This window comes from Nonomuraea sp. KM90, assembly GCF_052246675.1.
Taxonomy (GTDB): Bacteria; Actinomycetota; Actinomycetes; order Streptosporangiales; family Streptosporangiaceae; genus Nonomuraea.
This window is the reverse complement of record NZ_JBQQCB010000014.1, coordinates 104,603-123,716: the sequence shown is the minus strand read 5'-3', so window position 1 is coordinate 123,716 and position 19,114 is coordinate 104,603. Positions and strand designations below refer to the sequence as shown.

At 68.1% G+C, this 19,114-nt stretch carries 22 protein-coding genes and 1 pseudogene; 9 read left to right on the top strand and 14 right to left on the bottom strand.

The window, feature by feature from the left end:
* The first annotated feature begins 93 nt into the window (after nt 1-93).
* Nucleotides 94-1,365, top strand: a complete 1,272-nt coding sequence (locus ACTWPW_RS18085; protein ID WP_443169337.1) for an MFS transporter — start codon at nt 94-96, stop codon at nt 1,363-1,365.
* A gap of 88 nt (nt 1,366-1,453) precedes the next feature.
* Here ACTWPW_RS18085 and ACTWPW_RS18080 read toward each other — a convergent pair whose 3' ends face one another.
* Nucleotides 1,454-1,843 carry a hypothetical protein gene (locus ACTWPW_RS18080; protein WP_375111082.1) on the bottom strand — a complete coding sequence of 130 codons (390 nt, stop codon included), beginning with the start codon at nt 1,841-1,843 and terminating at the stop codon, nt 1,454-1,456.
* Between the two features lie 627 nt (nt 1,844-2,470).
* Between ACTWPW_RS18080 and ACTWPW_RS18075 the strand changes: the two are divergent.
* The 3 genes and pseudogenes from ACTWPW_RS18075 to ACTWPW_RS18065 all read left to right on the top strand — a co-directional run bounded on the left by ACTWPW_RS18075 (nt 2,471) and on the right by ACTWPW_RS18065 (nt 5,618).
* Nucleotides 2,471-3,930, top strand: a pseudogene (locus tag ACTWPW_RS18075) (IS21/IS408/IS1162 family transposase).
* Nucleotides 3,927-4,712 (top strand): IS21-like element helper ATPase IstB, encoded by a 786-nt coding sequence (gene istB / locus ACTWPW_RS18070; RefSeq protein ID WP_443169336.1) that lies wholly within the window; start codon nt 3,927-3,929, stop codon nt 4,710-4,712. The pseudogene ACTWPW_RS18075 and the gene istB overlap by 4 nt, the downstream one beginning before the upstream one ends.
* Before the next feature lie 132 nt (nt 4,713-4,844).
* On the top strand, nt 4,845-5,618 hold the full coding sequence (locus ACTWPW_RS18065; RefSeq protein ID WP_443169335.1) for a maleylpyruvate isomerase family mycothiol-dependent enzyme: 774 nt from the start codon (nt 4,845-4,847) through the stop codon (nt 5,616-5,618).
* A 603-nt stretch (nt 5,619-6,221) separates the two neighbouring features.
* On the opposite strand, the gene ACTWPW_RS18060 is transcribed toward ACTWPW_RS18065, so the two are convergent.
* From ACTWPW_RS18060 to ACTWPW_RS18035, 6 genes are all read right to left on the bottom strand, one after another.
* Complete coding sequence (locus tag ACTWPW_RS18060) at nt 6,222-6,812, bottom strand: hypothetical protein (protein WP_375111073.1); 591 nt, start codon at nt 6,810-6,812, stop codon at nt 6,222-6,224.
* Between the two features lie 18 nt (nt 6,813-6,830).
* Nucleotides 6,831-6,992 (bottom strand): hypothetical protein, encoded by a 162-nt coding sequence (locus ACTWPW_RS18055; RefSeq protein ID WP_375111072.1) that lies wholly within the window; start codon nt 6,990-6,992, stop codon nt 6,831-6,833.
* Nucleotides 6,993-7,013: 21 nt separating this feature from the next.
* Nucleotides 7,014-7,403 (bottom strand): hypothetical protein, encoded by a 390-nt coding sequence (locus tag ACTWPW_RS18050; RefSeq protein ID WP_375111071.1) that lies wholly within the window; start codon nt 7,401-7,403, stop codon nt 7,014-7,016.
* Nucleotides 7,404-7,545: 142 nt separating this feature from the next.
* Nucleotides 7,546-8,061: a hypothetical protein gene (locus ACTWPW_RS18045; protein ID WP_443169334.1), complete on the bottom strand. Its 516-nt coding sequence runs from the start codon at nt 8,059-8,061 to the stop codon at nt 7,546-7,548.
* A complete protein-coding gene (locus ACTWPW_RS18040; protein ID WP_443169370.1) occupies nt 8,058-8,609 on the bottom strand; it encodes a MauE/DoxX family redox-associated membrane protein in 552 nt (183 codons plus the stop codon). Before ACTWPW_RS18040 ends, ACTWPW_RS18045 begins: the two co-directional genes overlap by 4 nt.
* Nucleotides 8,610-8,622: 13 nt before the next feature.
* Nucleotides 8,623-9,234 (bottom strand): hypothetical protein, encoded by a 612-nt coding sequence (locus ACTWPW_RS18035; RefSeq protein WP_375111069.1) that lies wholly within the window; start codon nt 9,232-9,234, stop codon nt 8,623-8,625.
* Between the two features lie 329 nt (nt 9,235-9,563).
* Between ACTWPW_RS18035 and ACTWPW_RS18030 the strand changes: the two genes are divergently transcribed.
* From ACTWPW_RS18030 to ACTWPW_RS18010, 5 genes are all read left to right on the top strand, one after another.
* Complete coding sequence (locus tag ACTWPW_RS18030; protein WP_375111068.1) at nt 9,564-10,067, top strand: SigE family RNA polymerase sigma factor; 504 nt, start codon at nt 9,564-9,566, stop codon at nt 10,065-10,067.
* Nucleotides 10,060-11,238 (top strand): hypothetical protein, encoded by a 1,179-nt coding sequence (locus ACTWPW_RS18025; RefSeq protein WP_443169333.1) that lies wholly within the window; start codon nt 10,060-10,062, stop codon nt 11,236-11,238. Before ACTWPW_RS18030 ends, ACTWPW_RS18025 begins: the two co-directional genes overlap by 8 nt.
* Nucleotides 11,239-11,286: 48 nt before the next feature.
* Nucleotides 11,287-11,652, top strand: a complete 366-nt coding sequence (locus tag ACTWPW_RS18020) for a helix-turn-helix domain-containing protein (RefSeq protein WP_375111066.1) — start codon at nt 11,287-11,289, stop codon at nt 11,650-11,652.
* Between the two features lie 191 nt (nt 11,653-11,843).
* Nucleotides 11,844-12,434 (top strand): RNA polymerase sigma factor, encoded by a 591-nt coding sequence (locus ACTWPW_RS18015; RefSeq protein WP_375111065.1) that lies wholly within the window; start codon nt 11,844-11,846, stop codon nt 12,432-12,434.
* Nucleotides 12,427-13,407, top strand: a complete 981-nt coding sequence (locus ACTWPW_RS18010; protein WP_443169332.1) for a CU044_5270 family protein — start codon at nt 12,427-12,429, stop codon at nt 13,405-13,407. The genes ACTWPW_RS18015 and ACTWPW_RS18010 overlap by 8 nt, the downstream gene beginning before the upstream one ends.
* Before the next feature lie 299 nt (nt 13,408-13,706).
* On the opposite strand, the gene ACTWPW_RS18005 is transcribed toward ACTWPW_RS18010, so the two are convergent.
* From ACTWPW_RS18005 to ACTWPW_RS17975, 7 genes are all read right to left on the bottom strand, one after another.
* Nucleotides 13,707-13,979 (bottom strand): transposase, encoded by a 273-nt coding sequence (locus ACTWPW_RS18005; RefSeq protein ID WP_443169331.1) that lies wholly within the window; start codon nt 13,977-13,979, stop codon nt 13,707-13,709.
* A gap of 264 nt (nt 13,980-14,243) precedes the next feature.
* Nucleotides 14,244-14,708, bottom strand: coding sequence for a winged helix-turn-helix domain-containing protein (locus ACTWPW_RS18000; RefSeq protein ID WP_443169330.1), 465 nt, complete (start codon nt 14,706-14,708; stop codon nt 14,244-14,246).
* Nucleotides 14,709-14,824: 116 nt separating this feature from the next.
* Nucleotides 14,825-15,088 (bottom strand): hypothetical protein, encoded by a 264-nt coding sequence (locus ACTWPW_RS17995; RefSeq protein ID WP_375111061.1) that lies wholly within the window; start codon nt 15,086-15,088, stop codon nt 14,825-14,827.
* Between the two features lie 264 nt (nt 15,089-15,352).
* On the bottom strand, nt 15,353-15,559 hold the full coding sequence (locus tag ACTWPW_RS17990; protein WP_375111060.1) for a hypothetical protein: 207 nt from the start codon (nt 15,557-15,559) through the stop codon (nt 15,353-15,355).
* 1,142 nt (nt 15,560-16,701) lie between these two features.
* Nucleotides 16,702-17,181 carry an ester cyclase gene (locus ACTWPW_RS17985; protein WP_375111057.1) on the bottom strand — a complete coding sequence of 160 codons (480 nt, stop codon included), beginning with the start codon at nt 17,179-17,181 and terminating at the stop codon, nt 16,702-16,704.
* 330 nt (nt 17,182-17,511) lie between these two features.
* Nucleotides 17,512-18,075 (bottom strand): dihydrofolate reductase family protein, encoded by a 564-nt coding sequence (locus ACTWPW_RS17980; protein WP_443169329.1) that lies wholly within the window; start codon nt 18,073-18,075, stop codon nt 17,512-17,514.
* Nucleotides 18,076-18,424: 349 nt separating this feature from the next.
* Nucleotides 18,425-19,102 carry a TetR family transcriptional regulator gene (locus tag ACTWPW_RS17975; protein WP_443169328.1) on the bottom strand — a complete coding sequence of 226 codons (678 nt, stop codon included), beginning with the start codon at nt 19,100-19,102 and terminating at the stop codon, nt 18,425-18,427.
* Nucleotides 19,103-19,114: the final 12 nt, after the last annotated feature.

Sequence of the window (19,114 nt, the reverse complement as noted above, 5' to 3'; positions counted from 1 at the left end):
GAGGCCAATTCATGACGACCGCTCTACGGACGATTGTCCGATAGATGTGAGCCGACATGAGTTCACCCCCCTGCGCCACAGAGGAGCCATCTGATGAGCAGCGCCACCGAGCGTCCCGAGGGCGGAGGCGCCCGTATGAACTCCAACTCCGACCAGCTGACGAAGACCTCCGTCGCGATCGGCTTCGCGGTCCTGTGCGCCTCGTACATGCTCAACGCGATGGACCGGCAGATCTTCTACCCCCTCCTGCCCGAGATCCGGAACGAGCTCGGCTTCTCCCTCGAACAGAGCGGACTCCTGGCCACCGGCTTCACCCTCGGCCTCGCCCTCGCCGGACCGCCGGCCGGCTACCTGTCTGACCGGCTCTCCCGCAAGGCCATCGTCGTCGTCAGCGTGCTCGTCTACTCGCTCGGCACCCTCGCCATCCCGCTGGCCGTGGGATTCGTCGACATGAGCATCTACCGACTGGTCTCCGGCGTCGGCGAGGGCATCCAGGCCACCGCCATGTACGCCGTGCTCGGCGCGTTCTTCTTCCACCGCCGCGCGCTGGCCGCCGGCGTCGTCGGCGTGGCCTTCGGCCTCGGCGTCTTCCTCGGCCCGCTCTTCGGCAACGGGCTCGCCGCGGGCTGGGGGACCTGGCGGGCGCCGTTCTTCCTGTTCGCCGCCGTCGGCCTGGTCATGAGCCTGCTCATCGCGGCGACGGTGTCACGCAGGATGACCGAGGCGGTCACCGGCACCGCCACGGAAACGACCGGGGCGTCGTACGAGCACGTGCCGGCGTCCCCGTACAACCGCAACACGCTCGGCATCGGCATCGCCTGCGCCGTCTCCGGCCTGGTCTTCTACGGCTACCTCGGCCTCTACCCGACGTTCCTGCGCGAGGCGCTCGGCTTCGCGCCCGACCAGGCCGCGTTCGCCGTGTCCATGGGCGGCCTCGGCGCCATGATGGCCCTGCCGGCCGGCTGGCTCGGCGACCGGTACAACCAGGCCCGCCTGCTGATGTTCGCCATGGTCGCCACCGGCGTCACCGCGTACCTGATGTACCAGATCGCCACCTCGGCCCCCGCCCAGTACCTGCTGTCGTTCCTGCTGGGCACGTTCGCCAGCGGTTTCCTGTTCACCAACTGCAGCACGGCCATGCAGCGGGCCGTCCGCCCGCACCACGTCGGCCGCGGCGCCGGCCTGTTCATCCTCACGTACTACGTCGCCGCCGCCTTCTCCGGGCTGCTGTTCGCCCGCCTGGTGGGCGCGCTCGGCTGGGACGGCGCCGGCCTCTGGCAGCTCACCCTGCTCCCGATCGCCGGGATCGCCGGCCTCCTCCTGGTCGACTCGTCCAGGATGGTGCTGCCCAGAGAGGGCAAGTAGTTGGCTCCCTTCAGCGAGGCTTTCCGGCTCCGGCGATGGTTCCGTGTCTGAGGGGCTCAGGAACACGAATCATCGCCAGCGCCGGCCTTCACCATGTGGGATCGGGTGCTCCCCAGGTCGGTGAGCGGCTGACTCGCGGAGCGAGGTCTCTACGAAGGCGGACCTGCTGGTGCTCAGGCACGAGAACGCGGTCCTGCGCCGTCAGGTCCCACGGGTGCGCTACGAACCAGCCGATCGCCTGTGGCCGGCAGCACTCTCGTCCCTGATGCTGAGGCGTTTCTGACTCAGGCAGGGTGACGGGCAGGCTGACCTTGACCAGGCCCTGAGGGCGGGCACGCAGCACCACGTCCTGGGTGAACCCGTTCGGGCGGGCGGTGAGCACCAGGTCGGCACCCTTGGCCACCGCGTCCCGGTAAGAGATCGTGTTGCCGTCCACGATTGGCTCGGGAGCTTTGCGCCTGCCGAAAATTACATCCATGCAGGTCAAGCCACTTGCGAGTACTCGTGGAGGATGCCGCCGAGCCGGTACGGGCGTGACGCCCTCGCAGCAGGTCGCGGTGCCAGCGCAAGACAGTGTCCGGCCGGATGAGAAACCGCAGCCGGCGCAGGACCTCGCGCGGCAGCGACGTCAGAAGAGCGGCCAAGAAGGCCCGGTCCTCAGGCGCGAATCGCACTCTGGTGTCAGCGCCGAATTGACGTTCAAGGACGGCGATCCGGTGACGCAGGACGAGGATCTCCACGTCCTTGTCCCGAGCGCCCATGGGGAGCAACCGCAGCGCGGCGAACGCGTTGGTGACGGTGAGGTCGGCCAGGCGAAGGAGCGCAGCGGATCATCCTGCCGTACGCGCTTCCGTCTCACGGGTGACCGGAGCTCGCATACGCCACGCGAAGCCCTCGCAGAGTCATGACCTGGGCGGATGTAATTTCCGGCAGGCGCGCTGTTCCGCGCCTGGTTCTACGCGTGAGTTTCGGTACCAGTGCCGCGTGAGTCTTGGTACCAGCGTGTAGCCGGGTGGTGACGGTTCAGCGAGTTTTGGTGCCACTGCCCGAGTTGTGGTGAGACGCTCGGTGTGCTCTGAGGCGTGAGGGGGCGCATGCGGTGCGGATGACCAAGGTGGAGTTGTTCGCCGCGATCCGGCGAGACTCTCGGCTGGAGGGGCTGTCGCAGCGGGCGTTGGCCGCCAAATATGGGGTGCATCGCCGGATGGTGACTGAGGCGTTGACGTCGGCGTGGCCCCAGCCGTGATCTTGCAGGAGGCGGGTCGTGGCCCTCTGCCGGAAGTGCCGATCGACCAGATCCACAAGCCGGGAGTCGAGGCCGAGGTCGACTTCGGAGACGTGTGGATCGATCTTGCCGGGGTGCGGACCGCCTGTTACCTGTTCGTGTTCCGGATGTCGTACTCGGGTAAGGCGGTGCACCGCGTCACCGCATCCTGCGGTCACGAGGCCTTCTTCGAGGGGCACGCGCATGCTCTCAGCGTGCTGGGCGGGGTGCCGTCCGGCAAGGTCCGCTACGACAATCTGAAGGCCGCGGTCGCCCAGGTGGTTGGCTTTGCCCGAGCACGGGTGGAGAACCAGCGATGGGTGGCCTTCCGTTCGCACTACGGCCTGGACGCCTTCCATTGCCGGCCGGGCAAGGACGGCGCCCACGAGAAGGGCGGGGTGGAGGGCGAGGTCGGCCGGTTTCATCACAATCGCCTGGTCAAAGTCCCGCGCGTCGATTCACTGGCGGAGCTGAACGCCACGATCGAGCAATGGGATCGAGAAGACGACCAGCGCAGGATCGGGTCTCGGATCCGGACCGTCGGTGAGGACTTCGCCACCGAGCAGCCGTTGCTGCAGCCGCTGCCCGAAGAGCACTTCGAGACCGGCCGGGTCTTCCACCTGCGTGTGGATCGCCGCTCGCAGATCCCCGTCCGTTCCGTCCGATACTCGGTGCCGGTCCGGCTGATCGGCCACCCGGTCCGAGTGCTCCTACACGCCTCCCACCTGGTCATCTACCACAAGGCGGTGGAGGTCGCCCGGCATGAACGGCTGATCGCCAAGACCGGTTCCCGCCTGGAGCTGGACCACTTCCTGGAGGTGCTCCTGCGCAAGCCGGGCGCGCTGCCTGGGGCCACCGCGCTGGATCAGGCCCGTCAAGGCGGCAAGTTCACCCCCGTGCACGACGCCTGGTGGGCGGCTGTGCGCGAAGCGCACGGCGACACCTCCGGCACCCGCGCCCTGATCGAGGTGCTGCTCCTGCACCGCACCATGGCCCACGAGCACGTCGTTGCCGGGATCGCGACGGCGTTGAAGGTCGGCGCGATGACCGCGGACGCGGTCGCCGTCGAAGCTCGCAAGGCCGCCCACAGCGACCCACAGCCCACCACCGCCGATCCCGGGCCCCGCCCGATCGGAACGCCGGTGCAGCTGCCCGAGGACATCGCCTCCTTGACTCAGCGGCGGCTGGCCACGCTGCCGGTCGACACCCGACCGCTGCCCTCGGTGGCCGCCTACGACGAGCTCCTGCCCAGCCGACGTGCTCTTGCACCACCTGCCACCAGCCAGGGAGACGCATCATGACCACCCACCAACGAGGCCTGACCGAGCCCGCCACCGAGACAGCCATCGACCAGGCCTGCCGACTGCTGCGACTGCCCACCATTCGCGGCCAATTCATCCCCACCGCCGACGCCGCCGAACGCGAACAGCTCACCTACCGCGGCTTCCTTGCCGAGCTGCTAATGGCCGAATGCGACGATCGCCAGCGGCGCCGTTCCGAGCGGCGCATCAAAGCCGCCGGGTTCCCGCGTCAAAAATGGCTGTCGGGCTTCGACTTCGACGCCAACCGCAGCATCCCGCCCGCGGTCATCCACACCCTCGCCAAATGCGAATGGGTCAAGAACGGGCACCCGCTCTGCCTCATCGGCGATTTAGGAACCGGCAAGTCACACCTGCTCATCGCCCTGGGTGCCGAAGCCGCGATGGCCGAATACCGGGTCAAGTACGTGCTGGCCGCCAAGCTCGTCAACGAGCTCGTCGAAGCCGCCGACGAACTGATCCTCAACAAGACCATCGCCCGCTACCGGCGCTTCGATCTTCTCTGCATCGATGAACTAGGCTACATGGAGCTCGACAAACGCGCTGACCTGCTGTTTCAGGTACTTACCGATCGCGAGGAAACCGCCAGTGTCGCTATCGCCTCCAACGAGAGCTTCGGCTGGACCAAGACCTTCACCGAACCCCGCCTCTGCGCCGCCATCGTCGACCGGCTCACCTTCAACGCCACCATCATCGAGACCGAAACCAGCTTCTATCGCATGGCCCACGGCCGAGCCAAGACACAGACCGGCGACACAGCCTGACCATTGGCTATCCATCCATGACCCATAACCTCGTCACGCCGTTCCGTCAGAGAGATCGCCAACAGCCTGGGCGTGGCGCATAACACCGTGGCCAGGTACGTGGCGGCCGGAGCGCCGTGATAGACAACCGAGGTGCAAAACATCTTGGAGTTCCCCGAGGTCCTGCGGCTGATCGAAGACCGCTCGGCGGCGTTCCGCGCCGCGATCGCGTCCGCCCCCGACCTTGACGTCCAGGTCCCGACCTGCCCGGGCTGGACGCTGCGCGAACTGGCGCAGCACCTCGGCGACGGCCGCCGCCGGCAGGCCGCCATCGTCGCGGCGGGCCCGGGCGCTGAGCCCCCGGCGAGGACGGACCCGAAGGGCGCCCCGACCGCGCCCCGCGATCGCGAAGCCCTGGACGCCTGGCTCGCCGAGTCGACCGAGCTCATGCTCGACGCGATGCGCGAGGCCGGCCCGGACCGCGGCTGCTGGACCTGGTGGGGTCGCTCGCAGGCCCCGGAGACCAGCGGAGCCGTGGCCCGGCACCAGATCCAGGAGATCGCCGTCCACACCTACGACGCCCAGCTCACCCAGGGGGCCGCACAGCCGCTGCCGACGGACGTCGCGGTCGAGGGGGTCGATGAGTTCCTGACGACCGTCGCGGCGACGACCGTCCCTTGGCCGTTCAAGCCGGCGACCATCGACCTGCACACGACCGAGGGCCGCTCCTGGCGCCTGACCCTCAACGCCGACGGCGTCCGCTGCGACGACCTCGCCGCTGACGCGGAGCCGGGCGACATGGCGATGCGAGGCGCAGCGAGCGAACTGGTCCTCTACTTCTACGAGCGCGTCCCGCTCGACGGTCTGGAGACCAGCGGCGACACCGAGCCGATGGAGCAGCTCGCAAACTGGGACCCGAACGCGTAAAACGCGCACTTGTGACGCATCATGGAACAGATTATGCGGACGGACGGACGACGTCGGGTGGCTCAATTCCGTGATCGTTGCCCGGCTCGATTAGACGAGCGCTGATAGCCAAGCGCCCCGACACGACCGCTGACGATCAGCCTGCTAATGAAGTCGCCTTCGAGCCGAGCGGCGCGCTGCAGGCGTCAAGCGAGCCCACGCGATCAATACCCGGCACCTCCTCGGCGGCCTCGCCTTACCCATGAGCTACACACCAACTGGCGAGAGACCTGGTGCCCTTGAGGACTGGCACCGGAATTCGTTCGCCGAACCGATCTCGAAGATCGCGAACTGGTACCAAAACTCATACGAATCGCGGTCCCAAAACTCGTTCGTGAAACCACCGCGCCCGAGCGGGCGCCTGGGGGCCGGCCTTCCTCGGCCTGCAGACCATCGGATCACCTGAGCGACAGAACCGGAAAGCCATCTCCCTCGCAGCGTGGGGGACCCGCGTTCGAAAGTGATCTCCTTCCCGTCATCGCCCGTCGAGACCCGCTCCCAGCCGTCGAAGCAGATGCACCCAGGAAACGGCGCGGGATCGCGTCCAGTTGCCGGCACATGTCATCAGAGCCGACCTGTCGCGCGCACAGCCAGCAAAGCCAGCACAGCCAGCGCTACCAGGGCGGCCAAGATGACAGCGGAGCCGCCGATCGCGATCGTCCGCAGCCTGGCGAGCATCCTCGCGTCCCAGCCCGCGTCTCGCGCGAGGTAACTCAGGACGGCTGTCAGCGCGCGCCCAAGGCCGAAGCCCGCGCCCGTCAGGAGCGCCGCCGACAGGGTGGGATGGCTGAGCAGCAGGCCGGCCGCGACCACGTATGGCGCAGTCGTGGACACGTACGTGCGCACCCCCGTGCCGAGTTCGAAGCCGAACTGCGCGGCACCCAGCCGGGCACGGCGGCGCAGCACGTCCTGCGGGATCTGCCGGGCGTTCTGCGGAAGCGGCAGCCGGACGATCCGCGTCTCGTTCAGCACGCCCAGCACCGCGACGCCGACGATGAGAGGGTGCCTCCAGACGTCGGGGACGGGAGCCGTCAGGCCGGACAGCAGCCATAGAACGCCGGCGCTGGTGACGCCGCCGAGGACCAGCCCTGCGGTGAAGGCGGCCAGGACTGCTCCCTGGCTTGTCAGTGCTCGCCAACCTGGCGAGAACAACACGAAGTTGCTGTTACGCGCTCAAACCGAACCGGACAGCGAGTAGCCGGCCATGGCTCCGACCGCCGCCCAGCACAGCACGCTCTGCTGGAGCGCGGCGGCGGCGATCGCCAGCATCGCCAGGGCGGCGGCTGCCAGCAGGGGATCGGTGACAGTGCTGCGGACCCTGGTGGGGGCGGGCATCGCAGTGGCCTCGTCCCGAGGTCAGCCGCACGCGGTCCGGTAACGGCAGATGGTCTTCACCCACGGCCCGGCCCAGGTGACCGTGTAGCCGTCGTGGCATCGGAAGGTGACGGCGGAACAGCCGCCGCACGAGCTGGTGTAGCGCCACAGCCAGCCGTCCGCCGTGCCGCCGAAGCACTGGTTCGGCCGCAGCCGGTATTCCGCGTCGCCCCGGTGATAGCCGGAGGAGGAGCAGCACCAGCCGGTCAGAGCGCACGTCTCGCTCGGGCCGCAGCCGGGCGAGCAGTTGTGGTCAGCCGCGTACGAGGGGCACGGCAGGCCCTTGATGTCGTAGCCGTCGGCGAGCGCCTTGCGCGCCGGCGGGAAGATGCCCAGGACCGTGACCCCGATGGCCGAACCCGCGACCAGCATTCCGCCCAGAATGGACCGGCGAGTCAGGTGCACGGGGATGCCGGGGAGTTTCGGGACTGGACGTCTTACCCGCGTCGATCCGTCCGGGCGCGGCCCGCGCAGGGGAGGCGTGTTCTCCAGGTCGAGCATTTCACGACTCCGATCAGATTGTTCGGTCCCGGGTAAGGGTGGGCTGTGCGATTTTCGTCAGCATCGCCTCGAATGCGGCCGGGGAGCCGACCGGTTCTGAGGCCCGTACGTGCCCGCCCGCGTCCACCGCCACCGCGAAAGGAGCGGTGGTGATGCGATATTGCGAGAAGAGGTCGGATTCGCCGGCGTGTACATTCGGCAGAGTCACGCCGTCGCGCGCCTCACCGGGAAATATTGCGTGCAAAAGCTGGGGGCGTACGATGTTTTCGCGCACCGCACGGGACGCCTCGTCCAAAATCAAGGCGCAGCTCGGGCAACTGTCGGTGAGGAACAACAGCAGCACAGTCCCGTCCCTGCCGGGCGCGATCCGGTCGATCTCCGGCGCGACGGAGCCGACCGGCGTACCGGTTTCCCGAGTGCGCGGACCTGTCGTGAGGGCGTGCACCTGCCGGATCAGGCCGGCCACCACCAGGCTGAGCAGCGCGATGGCCACCCACGTCACCAGCAGTGCCGTCAACTCGAAACTCACGGTACCAATGCCTCCTCATTCCGACGCAGGGGATCGGCCATGGCCATCGGAAGGTGCCAGAGCAGCAGGGCGAAGGTGAGCCCCGCCGCTGCCGGGACCCAGAACCGTACGTCGGCGACGGGCCGGACGATCTCCCCTGCCCAGGTCGTGCCCACCGCCGCCAGCAGGGAGACACTGGCCGCCCGGTAGACCACCCACCGCGAGACCGGAACGTCGCCGCCCGAGCACCCGCACGGGATCTCCCGCGTGGGATATCTCCTGAGCAGTGACAACAGGTACGCGGCATACCCCGCCAGCTGGACCGCGCAGCCCACCAAAGCGGGACGCATCAGCCAGCCCGCCTCCGGCCAGACCAGCCCGGCGGCGAGCAGGAATGCCCAGCAACCTTCGGACAGCACCAGCGCCGCGGCGGCGAGCGGCGCGACGGAAGACGGGATCACGGCCTGCGCCCTGAGCGCGCGCAGCAGTTCTGACGGTCTCATCAGGTGCTGGACCAGGGAGATGGCCAGTATCAGGGTGACGGCCGACACCACGGTGCCGGCCAGCATCGCCTGCACGGAGTTAGCCCGGGGCCCGGAGGGTCAGCCGATCGAGTCCTTCCGCGAGCCCGGCCACGTTCTTGCCGTCGGGGTCAGGGATCACCGTGGCCATCGCCGAGTCCGTGACCAGCACGTAGTAGGGCTTGCCGTCCGACAGCGTGTCGCGGAACAGCTCCGCGCCGGCCGCTGTCCGCGTGCCTGCCCAGGGCGGGACCCTGCGCGACATCTCCTTCGTCAGCAGGGCGATCTCCAGCAGCCCGACCGAGGGAACCTCCTTGAGCGCCACGGCCTGGGCGTTGTATGCGCCGCCCGTGCCCGGCCGGGGCGCGACGGAGAGCCCGTCGGCGTGCTCGGTGATCTCCAGGGCCTCGATCAGGGCCACGGCCTGCGCGGTGCCCGTGTTGTACAGCCGGGTGTAGAGAGAGGAGCGCTGCCCCTCCCAGACGACTGCCACATAGATCTCGGGAATCCGCGGGAACCCGTCCGGGGGCGGGACGGCCGACTGGGACATGTCCAGACGGCCGACCGACAGTTGCCCGCCCTGCGTCGAGAACGTCTCGTCGAACCCCTTGACCCCGGCCTGGACCGCATAAGAACGGGCGAAGCCGGCGGTCGAAGCCGTGAACTCATGCACATGACCGTCAATGGAAAATTCAATTACCGAGCTGTAAGGCCGCGAGAGATCCACTTCTCCGGACAATGCGACGCGATTTCCGTCGAGCAGTCTGTGTACGACTTCTTGCTGTGCGACCACTGCCATGGCTGTACCTCGATCGGCAAGCTGCGGGTCTGATCGCTCCAACATAATGGCGTTCTATCAGGACGGCAATATGCTGGAGCAATGTAGCCAAGATCTGAAACGTAGAGCGACGGTGGAATTTCATGCGGTAATGTCGCCCGAATATTCTCGGCGCCCATGCAACCTCTTCCGGGCACCAGGTGTCCTTAGGAGGCGGAGGAAGGATGGACGACTCTGAAAGACTGCAATTCGGCGAGTTCGTGAAACACCGGCTGCCGGCGCTGTTCCGCTATGCGCTCGTCCTCGCCGTTGACGCCCGCGACGCCGAGGACCTGGTCCAAGAGGCGCTGACGCGCACCGGCGCGGCCTGGTGGCGGGTGCGCCGCAAGGACGACCCCGAGCGCTACGTCCGCACGATCATGACGAACATCATGAGCAACCGCTGGCGCCGAGGCCGTCGAGAGATCACTGTGGCCGAGCTGCCCGAGCGGGCCGTGGACGACCCGTCCTTCGCCCGACTGCCCGGCATGGACGGCGTCGATCGTGTCCTCGCGCTGCTGCCGCCGCGCATGCGGGCGGTCATCTTCCTCAGATACGTCGAGCAGCTCACCGAGAGGGAGATCGCCCAGGCGCTCGGCTGCTCGCAGGGAACCGTGAAGAGCCAGGCCGCGCGCGGGCTCGCCAAGTTGCGCGCCGCACTGGCCGACGAGGAGGAACGTCATGGATGAGAACCCGTACGGGCTGAGGGAGCGGTTCGAGGCGATGACGGGCGACGCGTCCCCGTCGCCCGGCCTGCACGCCAGGATCATCGCCGCCGCGGCCGCGCGGCGCCGGAGCCGACGGTACGGGATCCTCGCCGGTGCGGTGGCACTCCTGGTGGCCGCGGTTCTGCTCCCCTCTCTCGCCCCGCGTACGGAGCCCGACGAAATCGCCGCCGTACGGACTCCGACCGAGCCCCCGGGGCTCATCGCACCCGACGCGCCGAAGGAGTTGCACGCCTTCCTGCGCCCGGACCCGCCCGCCCGCATCCCGGTGCGCACCCGCGACGGCCGCTACTTCCGTGCCGACTCCCTGGGAGAGATGGGAGCGGTGCTCGGCGGCACGGGGTTCGACGCGGATCCGTACCGGGCCACGGACGACCGCCTGTGGCTCGCGACGCCCTCCGACCCCGTCCCGGCGGTCGCCGCCGCCACCGCGCCGCAGTCCTGGGCCCGGGCGGCGGGAAGCGAGTTGCACGCCTGGGCGGAGCCGCGCGGCGGCGCCTACGACTACCAGTTGATGTGCGTCCAGAGCGGCTCCACACCGCGCCAGGTGGGCACGACCGGAGTCACGAAGGGCTGGCCGCACCCGATCCGGATCTCCGGCGACGTGCTTGTGTGGACCGACGAGACCGACGTGGTGCGGACAGCGACCGGATGCGCCGGGGAGCCGCGCGAAGTCCGTCGATCCGGCCGTGCGGTTGCCTTTTCCCATCCCTACGCCTACGTGGCCGACGGCCGCCGGTTGCTGCGGGTCGACGTGCGCGGTGGCGGCGCGGAGAGCACGGTGGCGGAGCTGCCGGACGGTTCCGTCGAGGACCGGCCCGTGATCTTCGCCGCCGCAGGAGACACGGTGACCTGGGTCGCGGGGCGGGTTCTCACGGTGCTGGCCGGGCGGGAGCGCCGGCAGGTCTCGCTCGACAGCGCGCTCGCGGCGCAGGCCACCGACCTGACGGTCGGCGGCCGACTGGTCGTGCTGGCGGCCAGGCCCGCGGAGACCGACCCGAGCCACTACGCGGCCCTGGTGTACGACCTGCGCACCGGCGACACGGTCCGGCTGGCCGCCGAGGCCTACGCCGCCGACGGGTGGCTGCTGTGGCGCGAGCGCGATGCGTACTCGCTGGCCCGCGTGGCCGGGTAGCCGTGAGCACCGGGGCGAGCGCTGCGGCGGGCGGTCTCTCAAAACCGTGTGCATCTGCGCGAACCGGCCAAGCCCGAGACAACCGAACCGCCTGCCGAGGCGTCGGAGCCGGCCCGCGAGGAAGGGGCTTCGGCGGCTCGGACCAGGGCGCGGCACGCTGAGATTCACCAGCTCCGCTCGCAGGGGATGACCATCACTCAGATCGGCCGTGCGCTGCAACTCTCTCGCAAGACTCTGCGTCGCTACGCTACCGCCGCCGGCGCCGACGAACTGATCAGCGACGAGCGCGCACAACGTCAGACGATCCTCGATGCTTTTCTTCCCTACCTGCACGAACGCTGGGAACGAGGCTGCCGCCCCCGACAACGTCTTCACGCTCCGGCCCGACCGGGCTTGATACCCCTAGGGGGTTGACGCTGTCTTCAGTAAAAGTGATCCGGTGGGTGAGGTTCTCAAGGAGGTTGGGTCCGGGCTGACGGGCATCGGCGCATCCTCCTTTACCGCGATCCATCGCAAGGTGACGCAGATCACATCTCATAACGTGAACTCGCGTCGGCCGTCCGGGCGAAAGCTGGCGAATCGACGCGTAGGGACGGGAGCAGCATGTGATCGCCAACGAATCCGGCAGGGCCGATGACGCCGAGCTGATACGGCGCTCGGAGCGCGATCCGGAGGCCTTCGCCGACCTGTTCGAGAGGCACGCACCCGCGTTGCGGCGCTATGTGGCCCGGAGGCTGGGCCCGTCCCTGGCCGACGACATCGTCTCCGACGCGTTCTTGGCCGCTTTCCGGCGTCGCGGCCGCTACGACCTGAGCCGTCCTGACGCGCGGCCCTGGCTGTACGGCATCGCCGCCCGGCTCGTCAGCCGGCATCGGCGGGTGGAGATCCGCTTCTACCGGGCGCTGGTCCGCAGCGGCGTCGACGAGATCGTCGAGCCGTATGCCGAGTGCGTCGACGACCGGGTCGCCGCGCAGCAGGCCGGGCTGGCGGCGGCTCTGATGCACCTGTCACCCGGGGACCGGGAGGTGTTGTTACTCGTGGCCTGGGCCGATATGTCGTACGAGGACGTGGCCCGTGCGCTGGACATTCCGGTCGGCACCGTCAGATCCCGCCTGAACCGGGCCCGGACCAGGACACGCCAGGCGCTCGGTGGATCAGACCCCGCGATGACGCGAAAGGAGTCTTCGGATGGATGAGCTGCGATCGTTGCGCGAGTGGCGCGCCGAGGTGCCCGAGCCCGGCCAGGACTGGATCATTCCGGAGCGGCGGCGGCTGCTGAAGCGGATGCGGGGGCGCAGGCGGGCACTGGGGCGTCGCCTGCTCGTGGTTGGGGCGTTGGGGGCCGCCGCCGCGGTCGCCGTGGCGACTTTTCGGCCGCAACCTCCCGCTCAGGAGCCGGCGGCTACACCCTCGGTCGTCCAACTTGACTCCGATGTGGTGCTGGCCCGCGCCGCCGAGGTGGCAAGCAGGCGCGAGAGCACCCCGGTGCCGCTGCCGACGCAGTGGCACTACACCAAGACCCTGGACAAGCAACCGAACTCGGACACGATCGAGACTCGTGAGCACTGGATGCGCTATGACGGCATGCAGGCCGCTAATTTCGGTGAGGACGGAAAACTGCACGTCGGCCCTGAGGGCAATCCCCTGGATTCCGGCGACGACGACCTGTCGCCGCAGAAGTACGACGCCAAGCTGCGCGAGCTGCCGACCGACCCGAGGAAACTGCTGGCCAAGGTCACGGGGGACCGCCATTGGATCAAGGGAGCCCGTGAGGAGGGGGTTCCCAAGACCGTCGTGCCCGCCGATGTTCGGGCGTATAACGTGATCATGCTCTACCTGAGCAGGTACGGTTCGATGCCACCGCGGCTGGAGGCGGCCATGTTCCGCGCTCTCGCTCTCATTCCCGGCGTCCGGATCGAGCAGGGCGTGAGCGACGCCGCCGGCCGCAGCGGGCTGGGCGTCTGGCGGGAGCTAGCCGGTGATGCATGGCCTTACCGCAAATATGAGATTTTGGACCCCGCTACCTACCGCTATCTGGGTAGCCGGACAGTCTGGCTGCAGGATGAGGTGCGGCCCGGCATGACGGAACCCCTCGCCCGCAAGGGAGCGGTGTGGAGCACAGCCCTACTGGCATCGGTGATCGTCGACCGTCCCGGCCAGCGGGGCTGAGCGCCCATCGCGCGGGCGTGAGGACCGCCGACACCACGTCCTTGATCATGTCGTTCCCGGGTCGCTGACGATCAGGCGTCCATGCCGACGTCGGTGAAGTCGACCCCTCCTTCAGGAGGGGGTCGAGCGGGTCGGGCCGGCAGCACAGGTTGTCGGTGGCGTAGGCGCCGAAGCGGCTGATGTGGGCGCGTAGGAAGGGGGCGAGCTGGCAGAGCCGGCCGGAGGCGATCTGCCGGCCTTCAGCGATCTGCTGCCGCACGATGCCGGAGATGCTACACAGGTGGAACTCGTAGAGTCGGTCATGGTTTTGTCGGGGTAGCGAGGGTGAGGCCGGTCTGGGTCAGGCAGCCGGTGAGCAAGTGGGGCCGGTACTGGATCTTCTTCAGCTTGCGTTTGATGATCCGCGCCAGGCCGGCCAGATCGGTGACGGTGAAGTGGGTCAGGGAGCGGCGGAGTAGCGACCACACGCCCTCGGCCGGATTAAGTTCGGGTGCGTAGGTGGGGAGCTGGACGATGCGCAGCCAGTCGGTGTGCTCGGCGGCGAAGTCGGCCGACTGTCCGGCCAGGTGCACGTTGAGGTTGTCCCAGCACCATTACAAGTGGTGCGCCGAGCTGCTGGTGGGTGGCCACGATCAGGTCCCGGTAGTCGATCCAGGAGAACGTCTTGGGCTCGCCCTTGCGGCCGTGGTAGATGTGCAGCTTGTAGAACAGGTGCGGTCGTTCACCGTCGCGGAAGCAGACGACGCCGGCCATGTTGATCCGGCCGGAGCCTCTGACGCGTACCGTCACCACCGGATGGGCACCGACCGGCGCCCAGGTGCGTCCCTTCGGCGGCCTCAGTCCCTGCCCAGCTTCGTCTTCGAAGCAGAGGTAGGCACCCAGGTCCGCCGCGGTGGTTTTGCCGCCGGCCACACCTCGGCCTTCCACAGCGCGATGGCCTCCTCGTCCCGCTCCAGAGCGCGCCGGGCCGGCATCTGTACCGACCAGCCGTGGCGATGCAGCAGCTTGCCCACCCCCTCGATGGTGTAACCGATGTGGAACAGCCGCCCGATCAGCGTCTTGACCCGGCCCAGCGTCCAGCACTGATCCTCGACGTAGCCCCAGGCCAGCGGCCCACGCTTGAGCTCGGCATCCAGCCGCGCCCACTGCCGGGCCGACAACTTCTCCACCGAGACCGGCCCCTTCGACAGCAACGCCGACGTGCCGCCCTCCAGCCAGGCCTTCCGCCACCGCGTCACCGACCGCTCATGCACCCGCAACCGCACCGCGACGCCCTGGTCGACTCCCCGGCCTCGAACCACTCGGCCACCTGCAGCCGCACACGCTCGCGCCGCTCCTGCTCCGCAGGCGTGTACCCACCCTTGTGCCCATACCGCATGCTCCGGTCGGACCTCACCCGAAGCGATCCGTCACGAGGTTAAGACTCTACGCATTCAATCTGTGTAACCAGCCTCGACAATGTCGCAAGCCAGACCCGGTCGAGGTGACCCCACCGCAGCCGGTCACCGAGCTGGCGGCGCAGCACCTGACTCTCGTGACGGAGCACCAGCAGCTCAACGTCCTTGGATAGATCAGCGCGGACCAGCACCGCCAGCAGGCCGAACAAGCCCCTCACCAACCGGTAGACCGATGACAACAACACCCTGCGATGGTGGCAGCCGCCGTTCTGATCGCGCAGCAAAACCCCAGCTCACAGTACGGAACCGTGTTTTCGCGCGGGACAGGGATCAGGATGCTGTCCAGGAGCTCACGGCGCAGGGCGTTCCTGTTCCGCATCAGTAGGTCCATGGCCAAGCCGACGGCGACCTCCACCTGCCGGACCCTCTGCAACGCCACGTCCAAGTCCTCGACGCCTCCAAAGTCAGGGCGGCGTCCATGACGGGCGGAGGATCTCGGCGATGCTCGCGCGCTGCTCGTCGAAACAATCTCACAGCCACCAGGCAAGTCAGAGGAAGGGCTTCTTGCCCCGGTTGATGTCGTCAATGGCCCGCTGGGTGCTGATGTCCCGCAGGTTCTTCTGTGCGTCCTTGGCCGCTGCCTCGATGTTGGCGACAGCGATCAGCAGGTCGCTGACGCCCATGCCGGGCGTTAGCCGGTCGATCGCGAAACGCAGCCCCATCATGGCGGTTTTGATCTCGGATTCTTCATCCACGACCTGACGTTACGCCGGGGGTGGCCGACTCGTCACTGCCCCTGCTGAGCGGCCTTCCGCGCCGCAGCCCTGCGCAGGCGCCGTAACCTCCTCAACTTCCACGAGGCGAACCGTGCTTGCCTCCTCAGCCGGGTCACGGCCCGCAGCATGCCGTCCAGATCGCGTGCGGAGTTCACGTGCGCGTAGGCGCCTTGCACGTCATAGAGGAGGCGGCGCGCTTCAGAGTCCTCTTCCACGTATTGACGCTACGCCGCGTCGAGCGGCTCGTCACCGGGGTTCCGTGCGGCAGCCCAGTGGGGTTCGAATATGCAGTCACCGCCTGTGATCGGTGGGTTCGCTCGACACGCTGAAATTCCGGCGCTTCGATTTGAGCGACCGCTCAGATGGTGGCGCTCGTGATCCGGACACCTGCCAAGTGCTGCAAGTCGCCGCATGGATCGAGCACGGGCGGGCCGAATGTGCCGGGGTAGCCGGGTGAGTGAGCGCAAGCCGTACGCGAGCGACTTGTCCGATGAGCGATGGGCGTTGATCGAGCCAGTGCTCACCGCATGCGGCCATCCCGGCTACCAGCAGATTCTCGCCCTATGACCGGCACCGGCCGGCCCACACGAGCGCGGGATCTCTGCTCGGCCCTGGAGCGTAAGAACTTCGAGGACGCCCGCGCCAAGCTCAAACGCCTGGCCAGCCTGGGCATTCCGGTGGAGATTGAGCCGGGTCCATTGCCCGGCAACGAACCCATGACCAGCCCTCCCCATCCGGCGCAAGCGATCAAAGGGGCATCAACTCGCGTACCGCTCTCTGAGCAGGATCGGGCGCTCGCGGTCCTTGCGCCGCGCCAGCCCTGGTTGGTGGATCGCCGCGCCGCCTGGCCCTGTCCTGCACATACGCATCTCGGCGGGCGACGAGGTGATCCAGGTCAGGTCAGGTCGAGGCCGGCGAGTTGGGCTCTGCTGGTCTGCGCAACTGTCCGGGCCCGTGGCGATCGACGTACCCTGGCAACCAGTCACCGGGGTGATCGGCCTTTGCGGTGTCCTCGCGGTATTGACGGCCGTACTGCCCGCGAGCCGGACCAAGACGGTGGCGATTCCCCGGGCCTGAGCCGATTCGGCGCGGAACGCGGGCCGTCCAGAACGGCAGTCTGATCACTGCCTGCCTTCGGCGCCGTTCTCGACGCCGCCGGCTCCGAAGGACAAGGGTGTCCGCAGGCCGAGCTGCGCGTAGATCTCGAGCTGGTCGTAGTAGAAGCGCTGGCTGGAGACGAGGCCGTCGCGCAGGTGCCAGAACCAGCAGACCCGTACGCTGACGTGACGGCCAGTCGGGGCCAGGACGTCGCCTCCGGCCACCAGGTACGGGCCGGTGTGTGTCCCGGCCGCCGTCAGCTCGGTCGCGATCGTGTCCCGGACAGTGATCGTCTCCCACTGTGTGAAGCGCAGGTCGGGAAAGCCGTCCCACATCTGCGTGTAGTAGGAGCCGATCTCCTCGGGGCCGGCCGCCTCCATCTCAGGTCCCACCACGACCGCGCCCGGCGCGTAACACCGCAACACCGCATCGAGATCATGGGCGTTGGCAGCGTCGAGCAGCCGGTGCACGACCGCGTGCGTCGATTGCGGCGCCTGTTCCATTCCACGCAGCGTATCGAGGCCGGGACAGCCCAGGGCTAACGGCTCGTCACCGGCCCCTCATCGGCTGGAATGGGCTTGGTTTCCTGAAGCCGCCTGTGAGCGCGGGGCAGACGGTGAGCTGAGGGAGGGCAGGCCCCGGCGCGGCGTCCGCCGGGAGGTGTCACCGCTTCGGGGAGCCAGGCGGCCCCGGAATGTCGGTGAGAAGCAGGAGCGCTGTCGATCGCGGCGATGCCGCCGGTACCGCTGGTCGGTTCGAGTGGGGTCGTGGACTCCTCGGACAGGTGGCGGCGGTCGTCTGACCGGTGCTCGTCGTGCATGCCGGCCGCTGGGTCAGCGGGGTCGCCGGTACTGCAGATACATGATCCCGTTGCTGGAGGCGGTGCTGGAGACCAGGTCGAGCTGGTAGGACTTGGGGACGCCGTCGAACAGCCGGGTGCCCTCGCCCGCGACGTAAGGGAACATGCTCAGCTGGAGCTCGTCGATCAGGTCGAGTCGCATGAGTGACCGCCAGAGGCTGACGCCGCCCCAGACCACGATGTGGCCGTCGCCGCCCTGCCGGAGCTTGTCGATCTCTTCTGTCGTGTCACCGGCGGCGATGGTGGTGTTGGCCCAGTCGGCTGTCTTCAGGGTCCGGGAGAAGACGACCTTGCGCGCGGCGGTCAGGATGTCGGCGAACGGGTGGTCGGTGGAGGTTGTCATGCCCTCGGCGATGCCCTCGTAGGCGGTGCGGCCCATGATGTGCGCGTAGGCGCTCTGGAGGAAGTCGAGGTGCGCCGGGTCGTCGGGCTGACGATTCTCGGGCAGGTCGAAGCAGAACTTCCAGAACCCGGTGCCCTCGTCGGCGAGCAGGCCGTCGAGGGAGTAGTTGAACACCGTCGCTATCAGTTTCCGCATGATCGAATCTCCGTGGTCTCGGATCGTCTGGGGACCGTGCTTGCTGGGGGACGTGCGTGTCCCGTGCCGCAGGGCTCGCGTGGCCGCGGCGGCCGTGGCCTGTCGCCAGGGCTTTAGACGCCAATGCCGCCCGGAAGTCATCGGTGCCCGGTCAATTGACCGGTTGCCAGAATGTGAACGCGCCGCGTCGCCACCTCCATCACGAGGCGGCGGGGAGCCGGCCTGTTTCGGCACGAGCGCGGGATGCGTTCGCAACGTCAACGATCCATCGGGAGGAAGCGGGCCGGCGCCGTCAGGAGCGCTCGATCACGATCTTGCACCCACGGGCGCTGAAGGTCGAAACCGCAGATCAAGCACCCTGCGAGGAGGTAGGAAGCGGTGCAGACGGTTTCACTGGTTGTACGAGGCCACGGCCTAGTGTGTTGAGCCCTTTCATCGCCAGGTCGAGGCCGCGTCTGGCCGCCTTGAGCTGCTCCTGCTCCACGGGGCCGGACCGCTCGTAGCTGGCCATCGCCGCTGCCTGCGCCGCGCCGATCATCGAGCCGACCGCTGCCGCCGCGCTGATCGGGTCGAGCTCGTCAGGGTACGCCTCGACCAGCGCCTCAGCCATCCCCCGTTGGATGTCGAAAAGCACTTGCAGCCCTTTGGCCTGCACGGCGGGCACGGTCATCACCATGTGCTTGTAGACCTCCATCCGCTCGACGTCGCCTGCCGTGGGCCCCTCGGTCAAGTAGTTGACGATTTCCCCGTCGTACAGCCGTATCAGCAGGTCGGGAACGCTCTCGTCAGGCTGGCGCTGGGCGATCAGCCGCCGCGCCGCCTCCACGTAGGAGCCCGCGTTGCCGAAGACGACGTCCTCCTTGCTCGGGAAGTAGTTGAAGAAGGTCTTCATCGCCACGTCGGCCGCGGCGGCGATCTGCGCGACCGTGGTGCGCTCGTAACCCTGCTCGGCGAACAGCCTGAACGCGGTGTCGACGAGCAACTTCCTGGTCTGGCGCTTCTTGCGCTCGCGCCTGCCGTCCTCCATGGGCGCCATCTT

Coding starts and splice junctions, on each gene's coding strand:
- ACTWPW_RS18085 (WP_443169337.1), top strand. CDS start 94: ATGAGCAGCGCCACCGAGCGTCCCGAGGGCGGAGGCGCCCGTATGAAC.
- ACTWPW_RS18050 (WP_375111071.1), bottom strand. CDS start 7,403: ATGCTGGTCGCGGGTTCGGCCATCGGGGTCACGGTCCTGGGCATCTTC.
- ACTWPW_RS17975 (WP_443169328.1), bottom strand. CDS start 19,102: ATGGAGGACGGCAGGCGCGAGCGCAAGAAGCGCCAGACCAGGAAGTTG.
- ACTWPW_RS18055 (WP_375111072.1), bottom strand. CDS start 6,992: ATGCCCGCCCCCACCAGGGTCCGCAGCACTGTCACCGATCCCCTGCTG.
- ACTWPW_RS17985 (WP_375111057.1), bottom strand. CDS start 17,181: ATGGAACAGGCGCCGCAATCGACGCACGCGGTCGTGCACCGGCTGCTC.
- ACTWPW_RS18010 (WP_443169332.1), top strand. CDS start 12,427: ATGGATGAGCTGCGATCGTTGCGCGAGTGGCGCGCCGAGGTGCCCGAG.
- istB (WP_443169336.1), top strand. CDS start 3,927: ATGACCACCCACCAACGAGGCCTGACCGAGCCCGCCACCGAGACAGCC.
- ACTWPW_RS18030 (WP_375111068.1), top strand. CDS start 9,564: ATGGACGACTCTGAAAGACTGCAATTCGGCGAGTTCGTGAAACACCGG.
- ACTWPW_RS18025 (WP_443169333.1), top strand. CDS start 10,060: ATGGATGAGAACCCGTACGGGCTGAGGGAGCGGTTCGAGGCGATGACG.
- ACTWPW_RS18080 (WP_375111082.1), bottom strand. CDS start 1,843: ATGGATGTAATTTTCGGCAGGCGCAAAGCTCCCGAGCCAATCGTGGAC.
- ACTWPW_RS18040 (WP_443169370.1), bottom strand. CDS start 8,609: ATGCTGGCCGGCACCGTGGTGTCGGCCGTCACCCTGATACTGGCCATC.
- ACTWPW_RS17980 (WP_443169329.1), bottom strand. CDS start 18,075: ATGCGGAAACTGATAGCGACGGTGTTCAACTACTCCCTCGACGGCCTG.